Origin of the sequence: Mesorhizobium sp. WSM4887 (genome assembly GCF_029625865.1) — a bacterium.
GTDB lineage: Bacteria > Pseudomonadota > Alphaproteobacteria > Rhizobiales > Rhizobiaceae > Mesorhizobium.
In genome coordinates, this window is sequence record NZ_JARTVP010000016.1 from 25,343 (window position 1) to 37,520 (window position 12,178).

Annotated in this window: 11 protein-coding genes; 9 read left to right on the forward strand and 2 right to left on the reverse strand. The window is 64.2% G+C overall.

Annotated elements, in window-relative coordinates; all coding sequences use genetic code 11:
* Window positions 1-108 precede the first annotated feature (108 nt).
* The 9 genes from P9230_RS30065 (at window position 109) to P9230_RS30105 (ending at window position 10,750) form a co-directional block, all read left to right on the forward strand.
* Entirely contained in the window at window positions 109-1,419 is a 1,311-nt protein-coding gene (locus P9230_RS30065) for a sugar ABC transporter substrate-binding protein (RefSeq protein ID WP_095831914.1), read from the forward strand.
* Between the two features lie 138 nt (window positions 1,420-1,557).
* Complete coding sequence (locus tag P9230_RS30070; protein WP_127404037.1) at window positions 1,558-2,430, forward strand: sugar ABC transporter permease; 873 nt, start codon at window positions 1,558-1,560, stop codon at window positions 2,428-2,430.
* A 206-nt stretch (window positions 2,431-2,636) separates the two neighbouring features.
* A complete protein-coding gene (locus P9230_RS30075) occupies window positions 2,637-3,461 on the forward strand; it encodes a carbohydrate ABC transporter permease (protein WP_067323984.1) in 825 nt (274 codons plus the stop codon).
* A gap of 35 nt (window positions 3,462-3,496) precedes the next feature.
* Window positions 3,497-4,501, forward strand: coding sequence for an ABC transporter ATP-binding protein (locus P9230_RS30080; protein ID WP_066999175.1), 1,005 nt, complete (start codon window positions 3,497-3,499; stop codon window positions 4,499-4,501).
* On the forward strand, window positions 4,498-5,268 hold the full coding sequence (locus tag P9230_RS30085; protein ID WP_278121553.1) for an L-iditol 2-dehydrogenase: 771 nt from the start codon (window positions 4,498-4,500) through the stop codon (window positions 5,266-5,268). The genes P9230_RS30080 and P9230_RS30085 overlap by 4 nt, the downstream gene beginning before the upstream one ends.
* 150 nt (window positions 5,269-5,418) lie before the next feature.
* A complete protein-coding gene (locus P9230_RS30090) occupies window positions 5,419-6,897 on the forward strand; it encodes a mannitol dehydrogenase family protein (protein WP_278121555.1) in 1,479 nt (492 codons plus the stop codon).
* Window positions 6,898-6,918: 21 nt separating this feature from the next.
* On the forward strand, window positions 6,919-7,602 hold the full coding sequence (locus P9230_RS30095) for an HAD family hydrolase (protein WP_127240211.1): 684 nt from the start codon (window positions 6,919-6,921) through the stop codon (window positions 7,600-7,602).
* The gene (locus tag P9230_RS30100; protein WP_278121587.1) at window positions 7,596-9,182 is read left to right on the forward strand and encodes an FGGY-family carbohydrate kinase; all 1,587 of its coding nucleotides are present in this window, start codon (window positions 7,596-7,598) and stop codon (window positions 9,180-9,182) included. Before P9230_RS30095 ends, P9230_RS30100 begins: the two co-directional genes overlap by 7 nt.
* A gap of 164 nt (window positions 9,183-9,346) precedes the next feature.
* A complete protein-coding gene (locus P9230_RS30105; RefSeq protein ID WP_095825552.1) occupies window positions 9,347-10,750 on the forward strand; it encodes an MATE family efflux transporter in 1,404 nt (467 codons plus the stop codon).
* Between the two features lie 40 nt (window positions 10,751-10,790).
* Here the strand turns inward: P9230_RS30105 and P9230_RS30110 are convergent, their stop codons facing one another.
* Both P9230_RS30110 and P9230_RS30115 read right to left on the reverse strand, forming a co-directional pair.
* Window positions 10,791-11,435 carry an amino acid ABC transporter permease gene (locus P9230_RS30110; RefSeq protein WP_066999193.1) on the reverse strand — a complete coding sequence of 215 codons (645 nt, stop codon included), beginning with the start codon at window positions 11,433-11,435 and terminating at the stop codon, window positions 10,791-10,793.
* Entirely contained in the window at window positions 11,432-12,100 is a 669-nt protein-coding gene (locus P9230_RS30115) for an amino acid ABC transporter permease (RefSeq protein ID WP_095799104.1), read from the reverse strand. The genes P9230_RS30110 and P9230_RS30115 overlap by 4 nt, the downstream gene beginning before the upstream one ends.
* Between the last annotated feature and the right edge of the window lie 78 nt (window positions 12,101-12,178).

A 12,178-nucleotide genomic window follows, 5' to 3' on the forward strand; every position in this document is an offset into this window, starting at 1 on the left:
CGATTTGTGCTGCGCTGCAGCATCGATTCCGGCTTGACATAATTCACACTTAGTGAGTAATTGCCCACAGCCAAGGCAAATGCTCATCTTGGTTTTAGGGAGGAATTGATGAAACTTCGCACGCTCACCCTGGGCCTGTTGTCGGCCAGCGCCCTTGCATTCGCCGCGCATGCCGAATCCATCACCATCGCCACCGTCAACAACGGCGACATGGTCCGCATGCAGAAGCTGACGGACGACTTCACGAAGGCCAATCCCGACATCCAGCTCAACTGGGTCACGCTCGAAGAGAACGTGCTGCGCGAGCGCGTCACCACCGACATCGCCACCAAGGGTGGCCAGTACGACGTCTTGACCATCGGCACCTACGAGGTTCCGATCTGGGCCAAGCAGAGCTGGCTCTTGCCGCTCGAGAAGCTCGGCGACGACTACGACGTCAAGGACATCATCCCGGCCATTGCCGGCGGCCTTTCGGTCGACGGCAAGCTCTATGCCGCGCCCTTCTACGGCGAGAGCTCCTTCGTCATGTACCGCAAGGACCTGATGGAGAAGGCGGGGCTTAAAATGCCCGACGCGCCGACCTGGGACTTCATCAAGGAGGCCGCCGACAAGATGACCGATCGGGCCAATGGCGTGAACGGCATCTGCCTGCGCGGCAAGGCCGGCTGGGGCGAGAACATGGCCTTCCTGACCGCCATGTCGAACTCCTTCGGCGCCCGCTGGTTCGATGAGAACTGGAAGCCGCAATTCGACCAGCCGGAATGGAAGAACACGCTGCAGTTCTATGTCGACCTGATGAAGGCAGATGGTCCTGAGGGCGCGTCCTCCAACGGCTTCAACGAGAATCTTGCGCTGTTCCAGCAGGGCAAGTGCGGCATGTGGATCGATGCCACCGTCGCCGCGTCCTTCGTCTCCGACCCGAAGGCCTCGCAGGTCGCCGACAAGGTCGGCTATGCGCTGGCGCCCGACAAGGGTCTCGGCAAGCGCGGCAACTGGCTGTGGGCATGGTCTCTCGCCATCCCCGCCGGCACCAAGAAGGCGGACGCCGCCGAGAAGTTCGTCTCCTGGGCGACCTCGAAGCACTACCTCGACCTTGTGGCTTCGAAGGAAGGCTGGGCCAACGTTCCGCCCGGAACGCGGACCTCGCTCTACAACAATCCGGAGTACCAGAAGGCAGCGCCCTTCGCGAAGATGACGCTGGACTCCATCAATGCCGCCGACCCGACGCATCCGACCGTCAAGCCGGTGCCCTATGTCGGCGTGCAGTTCGTGGCCATTCCGGAATTCCAGGGCCTCGGCACCACCGTCGGTCAGCTCTTCTCCGCCGCTCTTGCCGGCCAGTCGAGCGTCGATGATGCGCTGAAGCAGGCCCAGGACGCGGCGACTGCCGCGATGACCGAAGGCGGCTACCTCAAGTAAGGCTCCTCCCGGTGCCGAACGCCGGTAGCGGATCATGACCGGCATAGGCCGCCCGAAACCCAGTTCGGGCGGCCACCTTTGCAATCAGGAATTCTGGCACAAGTCTAAAATCCGGCTGACCTTGGGAGGGTGACCGTCATGGCTACTCAGCAAACCCGTTCGCTTGCCCGTTTCATGATGGCGCCGTCGGTGATCCTGCTGTTCGTCTGGATGATCGTGCCACTGGTCTTTACGCTGTGGTTCTCGTTCCTCCAGTACAACCCGCTCAATCCGATCCGCGATGGGTTCGTCTGGTTCGCCAATTACAAGCTCTTCTATTCCAACCCCGCCTTCCTGCAGTCGATCCTCAACACATTGACCATCGTCGTCAGTGTCCTGGTCATCACCGTGATCGGCGGCATCCTTTTGGCGCTGCTGCTCGACCAGCCGATCTGGGGTCAGGGCTTCGTGCGCATCCTGGTCATCTCGCCGTTCTTCGTCATGCCGCCGGTGGCGGCGCTTGTCTGGAAGAACATGATCATGCACCCGCAATACGGCGTCTTTGCCGATATTGCCCGCTTCTTCGGCGCCAACCCGATCGACTGGTTCGGTCAGCACCCGCTGACCGCCGTCATCCTGATCGTCGCCTGGCAATGGCTGCCCTTCGCGACGCTGATCCTGCTCACCTCGCTCCAATCGCTTGACGGTGAGCAGAAAGAGGCGGCCGAGATGGATGGCGCCGGCTTCCTCAGCCGCTTCTGGTATCTGACGCTGCCGCACATGTCGCGCGCCATCACCGTCGTCATCCTGATCCAGACCATCTTCCTGCTCTCGGTCTATGCCGAGATCCTGGTCACCACCAATGGCGGTCCCGGCTACGCCTCCACCAACCTGCCGTTCCTCGTCTACCAGAAGGCGCTCTTGGAATTCAAAATCGGCCAGGCGTCGGCAGGCGGCGTCATCGCGGTCATTCTCGCCAACATCGTCGCCTTCTTCGTCATGCGCGCGGTCGGCAGGAACCTGGACAAGTAGGGGCAAGACGATGCCACTTGCGCTGAACCACCCCCACTCCGTCCCGCTGCGCGGGACACCTCTCCCCCTGCCCGGGGGAGAGGAAACGCCTGCATCGAAGCCCCGCGCTTCCTCTACCCCGTCGATCGGGGGAGAGGTGGTTTGCGCAGCAAACCGGAGTGGGGGTCGACCCTGCCGCCAACATCGCCGATACGGGAGGACCTGACATGGCACGCGCAGTCACCACCCAGCACAAGACGATCGCAACAGTCGCGGCCTGGGTCGTCGCCCTGCTGATCTTCTTCCCGATCCTTTATACGATCATCACATCCTTCAAGTCGGAGCAGGAGGCGATCCAGGGCTTCGCCCTGATCCCGTCGGGCACCACCGAAAGCTATTCGGAAGTGCAGGCGCAGAGCGGCTATTTCAAGTTCTTCCTCAATTCGGTGATCCTGTCGGTCGGCTCGACCGTCCTTGCGCTCATCGTCGCCGTGCCGGCGGCCTGGTCGATGGCCTTCTCGCCGACCAAGCGGACCAAGGACATCCTGATGTGGATGCTCTCCACCAAGATGATGCCGGCCGTCGCCGTGCTGTTCCCGATCTATCTGATCTTCCGCGACACCGGCCTGCTCGACAGCCGCATCGGCCTCACCATCATGCTGATGCTGATCAACCTGCCGATCGTGGTCTGGATGCTCTACACCTATTTCCGCGAGATCCCGGGCGAGATCCTCGAAGCGGCGCGCATGGACGGCGCCTCGCTGTGGAACGAGATCATCTATGTGCTGACGCCCATGGCCGTTCCCGGCATTGCCTCGACCATGCTCTTGAACATCATCCTGGCCTGGAACGAGGCGTTCTGGACGATCCGCCTGACCACCACCGAGGCCGCACCGCTCACCGCCTTCATCAGCTCCTTCTCCAGTCCGCAGGGCCTGTTCTGGGCCAAGCTCTCGGCCGCCTCGACATTGGCGATCGCGCCGATTCTGATCATGGGCTGGTTCAGCCAGAAGCAGCTGGTGCGCGGCCTGACCTTTGGCGCCGTGAAGTAAACCGTAAGCGGCGGGCGAAATCCGGGGAGGAAACCATGGGAAACATCACGCTCAAGAACGTCTCCAAGTCCTTCGGGTCGACGACGATCATTCCGAACATCGACCTCGCCATCGAGGACGGCGAGTTCGTCGTGTTCGTCGGCCCCTCGGGTTGCGGCAAGTCCACGCTGCTCAGGCTGATCGCCGGGCTGGAGGACACCAGCGGCGGCACCATCAGCATCGATGGCCGCGACGTCACCCGTGAGGCGCCGGCCAAGCGCAAGCTTGCCATGGTCTTCCAATCCTACGCGCTCTACCCGCATATGACGGTCGCCAAGAACATTGCCTTCCCGCTGAAGATGGCCGGCGAGGACCAGGCGACCATCGACAAGAAGGTCAAGGACGCGGCGCGTGTCTTGAACCTCACCAACTATCTCGAGCGGCGCCCGGGCCAGCTCTCCGGCGGCCAGCGCCAGCGTGTCGCCATCGGCCGCGCCATCGTGCGCCAGCCTTCGGCCTTCCTGTTCGACGAGCCGCTGTCCAACCTCGACGCAGCCCTGCGCGGCACCATGCGGCTGGAGATCAGCGAGCTGCATCATCAGCTGAAGACGACGATGATCTACGTCACCCACGACCAGGTCGAGGCCATGACCATGGCCGACAAGATCGTCGTGCTCAATGCCGGCAACATCGAGCAGGTCGGCTCGCCGATGGAACTCTACAAGACGCCGAAGAACCTGTTCGTCGCCGGCTTCATCGGCTCGCCGAAGATGAACTTGATCGAAGGCGCGCCGGCCGACAAATACGGCGCCAAGACCATCGGCATCCGGCCCGAGCACATCAACATCTCGACCACTGCCGGCGACTGGAAGGCGACGGTCGGCGTTGCCGAGCATCTCGGCTCCGACACCTTCCTGCATGTCCAGACCGACGGCATCGGCACGATCAATGTGCGCGCCGACGGCGAGGTTGCCGTCAAGCACGGCGACACCGTCTACCTGACGCCCGACAAGGCCAAGCTCCATCGCTTCGGCGCCGACGGCAAGGCGCTGGCGCAGTGAGGCTCAAAGGCAAATCGGCGCTGATCACCGGATCGGCGCGCGGCATCGGCAGGGCCTTCGCCGAAGCCTATATTCGCGAAGGCGCCAGGGTGGCGATTGCCGACATCAATCTCGAAGCGGCGGAAGCGACGGCGAAGGATATCGGCTCTGCCGCCTACGCGATCCGCCTCGACGTCACCGACCAGTCCTCGATCGAGGCCGGCGTGAAAGCCGTCGAAGCGAAGGCGGGCGGCCTCGACATCCTGATCAACAATGCCGCCTTGTTCGACCTTGCGCCCATCGTCGAGATCAGCCGCGCGAGCTACGACAAGCTCTTCTCCGTCAATGTCGCCGGCACGCTGTTCATGCTGCAGGCGGCGGCCCGCTCGATGATCGCTGCCGGCCGGGGCGGCAGGATCATCAATATGGCGAGCCAAGCCGGGCGCCGCGGCGAGCCGCTGGTCGCGGTCTATTGCGCCACCAAGGCCGCCGTCATCTCGCTTACCCAGTCGGCCGCACTCGACCTGATCAAGCACCGCATCAACGTCAACGCCATCGCACCGGGCGTCGTCGACGGCGAGCATTGGGATCACGTCGATTCGCTGTTCGCCAAATATGAGAACCGGCCGAAGGGCGAGAAGAAGAGGCTCGTCGGCGAAAGCGTGCCCTATGGCCGCATGGGTCGAGCCGAAGATCTGACTGGCATGGCGGTTTTCCTCGCCAGTGAAGAAGCCGAATACATTGTCGCCCAGACCTACAACGTCGATGGCGGTCAATGGATGAGTTGAGGGGGAAGCGCGCCCCCCCTTCCTCCGGGGAGGACGCGTCGCGGGGCAGGTGAGGGGCGCATACCGGCAAACGGATGCTGCCCCTCACCGCTCGCCCCAAGCGGGTGACTTGGGGGTTGGATTGCTGCACTCGGCCAAAGGGTAAGTAAGATGACCGTGAAACTCTCTTCCTCGAACCTCGCAAAGCTTCCGTCGAAGGTTTCCGGTCCGAAATACGATCGCGCCGCGCTGAAGGCCGGCATTGTGCATTTCGGCGTCGGCAACTTCCACCGCTCGCACCAGGCTGTCTATCTCGACGACCTGTTCAATTCCGGCCTCGGCCATGACTGGGCGCTGATCGGCGCCGGCGTGTTCGAGGGCGAGAAGGCCGGCCGCGCCAGGCTGCAGGAGCAGGACTGGCTGACCACCGTGGTCGAGCAGGACCAGGGCCATATGAGCGCCCGCGTCACCGGCGCCATGGTCGATTTCCTGATGCCGGGCGATGCTGAGGCGATCGTCGAGCAGCTCGCCGACCCTGCGATCAAGATTGTGTCGCTGACCATCACCGAGGGCGGCTATTTCATCGATCCGGCCTCCGGAAAGTTCAATCCGGCCCATCCCGACATTGTCGCCGATGCCCAGCCCGGTGCGGCACCGAAGACGGTCTTCGGCATCATTCTTGCCGGACTGGTGCGCCGGCGCGCCGACGGCATCGTGCCGTTCACGGTCATGTCCTGCGACAACATCCCCCACAATGGCCACGTCACCTCCGACGGCGTCATCGGCCTTGCCCGGCTGATCGACGAGGCTCTGGCCAACTGGGTGAGGGACAACGTCGCTTTCCCGAACGGCATGGTCGACCGCATCACGCCGGCCACCACCGATCGCGAGCGCAGCATTCTGGCCAATGATTTCGGACTGGAGGACAATTGGCCGGTCTTCTGCGAACCGTTCAAACAGTGGGTGCTGGAAGATCGTTTCACCGCCGGCCGGCCGCCGCTGGAACGGGCCGGCGTCCAGTTCGTCAAGGATGTCTCGCCTTACGAGCTGATGAAGATCCGCATCTTGAACGGCGGCCACGCAGCAATCGCCTATCCGGCGGGCCTGATGGACATCCATTTCGTGCATGAGGCGATGCAGGAGCCGCTGGTGCGCGGCTTCCTCGCCAAGCTGGAGCGCGACGAGATCATCCCGACCGTGCCGCCGGTGCCGGACACGGTGCTCGAGGATTACTACCAGCTCATCGAGCGCCGCTTCTCCAACCCCAAGATCGGCGACACCATCCGAAGGCTTTGCCTCGACGGTTCCAACCGCCAGCCGAAATTCATAATTCCGACCGCCGCGGACCGACTGAAGGCGGGGAAAGGTGTTGCCGGCCTGGCTCTGGAGTCCGCGCTCTGGTGCCGCTACTGCTTCGGCACCACCGACAGCGGTGCCGTCATCGAGCCGAACGATCCGAGCTGGGACCGGATGCAGGCGACCGCCAAAGCGGCGAAGAACTCGCCCCAGGCCTGGCTGGCGATGGACGACATCTATGGCGATGTCGGCCGCTCCGCCGTCTTTGCCGAAGCCTTCGCCCATGCGCTGAACGAATTGTGGGCGAACGGCGCGCGCGAAACCTTGACGCGCTATCTCGCCGATAAGCTCTGAAGCTCTTTGGACGCAGCCGCAATGACGCCCGAGCTCGTCATCTTCGACTGTGACGGCGTGCTGGTCGACAGCGAGGCGCTTTCGGTGTCCGCGTTGCTGGGCATGATCGAGCTCGCCGGCGGCACGGTCTCGGAGGACGCCGCCTACGAGCATTTCCTCGGCAAGAGCATGAAGAGCGTGCGCGAGATCCTCGGCAGCGATTTCGGGCTTGAGATCAGCGACCAGCATCTCACCGCCATGCGCGTCGAGCTGATGCGCAAGTTCCGCGAGGAGCTGAAGCCGATCCCCGGCATCAAGGAGATCCTGCCGAAGCTTGGCCTGCCCCATTGCGTCGCCTCTTCCGGCACGCTGGAGCGCATCCGCTACGCGCTCGAGGTCACCGGCCTGCTGGGCCTGCTGGAGCCGCACCTCTTCAGCGCCGCCATGGTCAAGCGCGGCAAGCCGGCGCCGGACCTGTTCCTCCATGCCGCCGCCGCGATGCGCGCTGATCCGGGCAAATGCCTTGTCATCGAGGACAGCCCGGCGGGCATCGCCGCGGCGCGGGCGGCGGGGATGCGTGTCTTTGCCTTCACCGGCGGATCGCATGCAAACAACCCTGCGCTCAAGGCGCGGCTTGCGTCGACCGAACCGGACTTTATATTCGCTGACATGCTGCAATTGCCCGACCTGATTGCAGACCTGGGAGCGAGAGTAAAAGCATCTTGACGAGTTTCGTTTGCGCGGTCGATGTCGGCACCGGGAGCGCTCGCGCGGGCATTCTCGACTCGCATGGCAATCTGCTCGGCCGCGCCGAGCGGCCGATCGCCATGCACCAGCCTAAGCCCGATCACGCGGAGCACGACTCGGAAAATATCTGGTCGGCAGTCTGCGCCGCCGTGCGGGCCGCGCGCGAGAAGACGAACGTCGCCGCATCGGATATTGTCGGCATCTCTTTTGACGCCACCTGCTCGCTGGTGGTGCGCGGCAGGCAGGGCGATCAGCTGAGCGTCTCGGTCACCGGCGAGAAGCGCTGGGACACCATTGTCTGGCTCGACCATCGCGCCATCGCCGAAGCCGACGAATGCACCAGAAGCGGCCATGCGGTGCTCGACTATATCGGCGGGGTGATGTCGCCGGAAATGGAAACGCCGAAGCTGATGTGGCTGAAGCGCAACCTGCCCGCAACCTGGAATGAAGCCGGCTATCTGTTCGATCTCGCCGATTTCCTGACCTGGAAAGCGACCGGATCGCTCGCCCGCTCGCAATGCACGCTTACGGCCAAATGGACCTATCTCGCGCATGAGGAGACGGGCTGGCGGCGCGATTTCTTCAAGCTCGTCGGCATCGGCGATCTCTTCGAGCATGGCAATCTCCCGGACAAGGCGAGCCCCGTCGGCACCGATATCGGGCAACTCACGGCCGATGCAGCGGCAGATCTCGGCCTGACGGAGAAATGCCGGGTCGGCGCCGGGGTCATCGACGCCTATGCCGGCGCGCTCGGCGTGCTCGGCGGCTTTGCCGGCGACGAGAAGGACATCAGCCGGCACCTGGCGCTGATTGCCGGCACCTCGTCCTGCGTCATGGCGATGTCGCAGGATCCGCAGCCCTTCGCCGGCGTCTGGGGACCGTATTATGGCGCGGCGTTGCCAAAGCTCTGGCTGTCGGAAGGCGGTCAGTCGGCGACCGGCGCTCTGCTCGACCACATCATCCGCTGGCACGGCGCCGGCGGCGAGCCGGATGCGGCAATGCATGCCAGGATCGCCAAGCGCGTCGCCGAACTGCGCGCCGCCGAGGGCGACGCGCTGGCGGCGCGGCTGCATGTGCTGCCGGATTTCCACGGCAATCGCTCGCCGCTCGCCGACCCGCACGCGGTTGGCGTCGTCAGCGGGCTGACACTCGATTCCTCCTTCGACAGCCTGTGCAAGCTCTACTGGCGCACCGCCGTCGGCATCGCGCTCGGCGTGCGCCATGTGCTCGAGGCGCTGAACGAGAACGGCTATTTGATCGACACGCTGCACGTCACCGGCGGCCACACCAAGAACCCGCTCTTGATGGAACTCTATGCCGATGCCACCGGCTGCACCGTCATCGAGCCGCTGGCCGACGAGGCGGTGCTGCTCGGCACCGGCATGGTCGCTGCGACCGCCGCTGGGCTTTACCCCGACCTGAACGCCGCTTGCGTGGCCATGCAGCAGGGCGGCAGGACGCGGCCCCCGAATCCGGCCGCCGGCGCTCGCTTCGACCGCGACTATCGCATCTTCCTCGAAATGCACCGCCAGCGGCAGGCGCTCGACACCATCCAATAGAAGGCCCGGCTCTTGCGCTTCCCGCTGGCTCAATAGGTCGCCGCTCCTCCTCCTTGCCAATATGTCGCATTTCGTTCACAAGACGGCGCAAACGGCGCCATTTTGCGCCGTTTGCGTGCGGCTTCCGGGCGAGTCCCGACGCGCCGTGGTCTGAAGAGCGGAAAATGTCTGCGATCGAAGCCGGCGCTCGCGCGCCGGAAAATTTTTGGCGTCAGGAAATCAGGGCAACATTGTCGCTTGCCTGGCCGATGGTGCTCACCAATCTCGGCCAGACCGCCATGACCGCGACCGACGTCATGATGATGGGCCGTTTGGGACCCGACACGCTGGCCGCCGGCGCGCTCGGCTCCAACCTCTATTTCATGCCGCTGATCTTCGGGCTTGGCCTGATGCTCGCCACCTCGCCGATGATGGCGACCGAGCTCGGCCGCCGCCGCCATTCGGTGCGCGACCTGCGCCGCACCGTGCGCCAAGGACTCTGGCTGGCGGTCCTCGTCTCGATCCCGATCTGGCTGTTCCTCTGGCATGGCGAAGAAGTGCTTTTGGCCATGGGGCAGAAGCCGGACCTCGCGCACCAGGCAGGCATCTACCTGCACTGGCTGCAATGGGCGGTGCTGCCTTTTTACGGTTATATCGTGCTGCGCTCCTTCATCTCGGCGCTGGAGCGGCCCGGCTGGGCGCTGATCATCGTTTTCGTCGCCGTCGCCTGCAACGCCTTCTTCAACTGGGTCTTCATGTTCGGCAACCTCGGCGTCCGCCCGATGGGCATCGCCGGCTCGGGCCTCGCCACCTCGCTTTCCAGCATGCTGATGTTTGTTGGACTGGCGGCCGTGGTGGTGCTGGAGAAAAAATTCCGCCGCTATCACCTCTTCGGCCGCTTCTGGCGCTCCGACTGGCCGCGCTTCCGCGGCCTGCTGAGGCTCGGCCTGCCGATCGCCGGCATCCTCGCCTTCGAGGTGACGATCTTCAATGCGGCAGCCCTGCTGATGGGTCTGATCGACGCGGATTCGCTGGCAGCCCACGCGATTGCCATCCAGATCGCCTCGATCTCCTTCATGGTGCCGCTCGGCCTCAACCAGGCGGTCACCGTGCGCGTCGGCCTGGCACATGGCGCCGGCAATCCCGAGGGCGTCTCGCGCGCCGGCTGGACCAGCTTTGTCATCGGCGTCTCCTTCATGGCGCTGATGGGGCTGGTGATGATCCTATGGCCGCATCTTTTGATCAGCGCCTTCATCGATCTCGCCGATCCGGCCAATGCCAGGTTGATCACGCTTGCCGTGTCCTTCCTGGTGTTTGCCGCGCTGTTCCAGATCTTCGACGGCGCGCAGGCGGTGGCCGCCGGCATGCTGCGCGGCCTGCACGATACCAAGGTGCCGATGATCTATGCCGCGATCGGCTATTGGGGGGTCGGCCTTCCGCTCGGCGTGCTGCTCGCCTTCCATTTCGGCTTCAACGGCGTCGGCATCTGGATCGGCCTTTCGTCAGGCCTGGCGGTGGTGGCGGTGCTCCTGCTCGTCCGTTGGCTGCGGCGCGATCGCATCGCGCCGGCGCTGTCGTTCAGCCATTGAGAAGAGCGGCCGCCGGTCAGGCGGCGGCCCTCGTCGACCTTCAGTGTGCGGCGACACGCTCAAGCCGCCGCGCATATTGCGTCAGCGGGAAGCACATCACGAAGAAGATCAGCGCCACCAGCCCGTAGACGGTGAAGGGTTCGAAGGTCGCGTTGTTGATGGCGTTGGAGGTCCTGACCAACTCCTCGAAACCGATGATCGAGGTCAGCGCCGTCGATTTGATCAGCTGCACCAGGAAGCCGACGGTCGGGGCGCGCGTGATGGCGAAGGCCTGCGGCAGGATGATCAGCCTGAGTTCCTGCAGATAATGCAGTCCGAGACTGGCGCCGGCGTCCCACTGGCCGCGCGGCAGCGCATCGACACCGCTGCGCCAGATCTCGGCGAGATAGGCGCTGGCAAAGAAGGTGAGGCCGAGCGCCGCGGCGGTCCATGGCTCGATGCGCAGCCCCAACATCGGCAGGCCGAAGAACATCAGGAAAAGCTGCATGAGGAGCGGCGTGCCCTGGAACAGCGCGATATAGCCGGAAGCGATCCGCTTGATCCATTTGTTCTTGGCTATGCGGAAGAACAGCACGACCAGCCCGACCAGCGCGCCGCCGACGAAGGCGGCAAGCGACAACAGCACCGTCCACCGCGCGGCGAGCAGAAGGTTGCGCAATATGTCCCAGAGGGTGAATTCGATCATGACACGCCGGCTCCGAGTGCGCGGCGTCCGCCGCTGACCAGCAGCCGGCGCAGCCCCATCGACAGGCCGAGATAGACCATGGTCACCACCAGATAGGTTTCGAAGGCGCGGAAGGTGCGCGCCTGCAGCATGTCGGCCTCGTAGGTCAGTTCACGCACCGCGATCTGCGACACCACGGCCGATTCCAGCATCATGATGACGATCTGGCTGGTCAGCGCCGGATAGATCACTTTCAGCGCCTGCGGCAGCACGATCTTGATGAACACCTGCCTGGGCCTGAGCCCGAGCGCAAGTGCTGCCTCCGTCTGCCCGCGCGGCACCGCGTCCAGACCCGCGCCGACGATCTCGATCGTGTAGGCCGCCATGTTGAGCGTCATCGCCAGCATGGCGGCCAGGATCGGATCGAGTCGGATGCCGAGGCTGGGCAGTCCGAAGAAGATGAAGAACAGCTGCACCAGGAACGGAGTGTTGCGCATCACCTCGACATACCAGCCGATCGCCAGCTTGAGCGGCCTCGGGCCGTTCCGGCGTCCGGCGGCGCCCAGGATGCTGAGGAAAGTGCCGGCCAGCGTGGTGACGACGATCAGAAGCAGCGTCATCGCCGCGCCGCGCGCGATCACGCCCGCTGCACCCGCAAGCCAGCCGAAGTCCAGGCTGTAGCCCATCGCGATTGGCCCTGTTGGAAAGCGTGTAGCGCAAGAAAAAAGTACGGGAGCGGTTCAGCGCTTCATGCGCGCTGAACC

What these genes read in the sequence shown, in the direction of transcription:
- P9230_RS30065 (WP_095831914.1), top strand. Translation starts at nt 109, where the DNA reads ATGAAACTTCGCACGCTCACCCTGGGCCTGTTGTCGGCCAGCGCCCTT.
- P9230_RS30070 (WP_127404037.1), top strand. Translation starts at nt 1,558, where the DNA reads ATGGCTACTCAGCAAACCCGTTCGCTTGCCCGTTTCATGATGGCGCCG.
- P9230_RS30075 (WP_067323984.1), top strand. Translation starts at nt 2,637, where the DNA reads ATGGCACGCGCAGTCACCACCCAGCACAAGACGATCGCAACAGTCGCG.
- P9230_RS30115 (WP_095799104.1), bottom strand. Translation starts at nt 12,100, where the DNA reads ATGGGCTACAGCCTGGACTTCGGCTGGCTTGCGGGTGCAGCGGGCGTG.
- P9230_RS30110 (WP_066999193.1), bottom strand. Translation starts at nt 11,435, where the DNA reads ATGATCGAATTCACCCTCTGGGACATATTGCGCAACCTTCTGCTCGCC.
- P9230_RS30080 (WP_066999175.1), top strand. Translation starts at nt 3,497, where the DNA reads ATGGGAAACATCACGCTCAAGAACGTCTCCAAGTCCTTCGGGTCGACG.
- P9230_RS30095 (WP_127240211.1), top strand. Translation starts at nt 6,919, where the DNA reads ATGACGCCCGAGCTCGTCATCTTCGACTGTGACGGCGTGCTGGTCGAC.
- P9230_RS30090 (WP_278121555.1), top strand. Translation starts at nt 5,419, where the DNA reads ATGACCGTGAAACTCTCTTCCTCGAACCTCGCAAAGCTTCCGTCGAAG.
- P9230_RS30105 (WP_095825552.1), top strand. Translation starts at nt 9,347, where the DNA reads ATGTCTGCGATCGAAGCCGGCGCTCGCGCGCCGGAAAATTTTTGGCGT.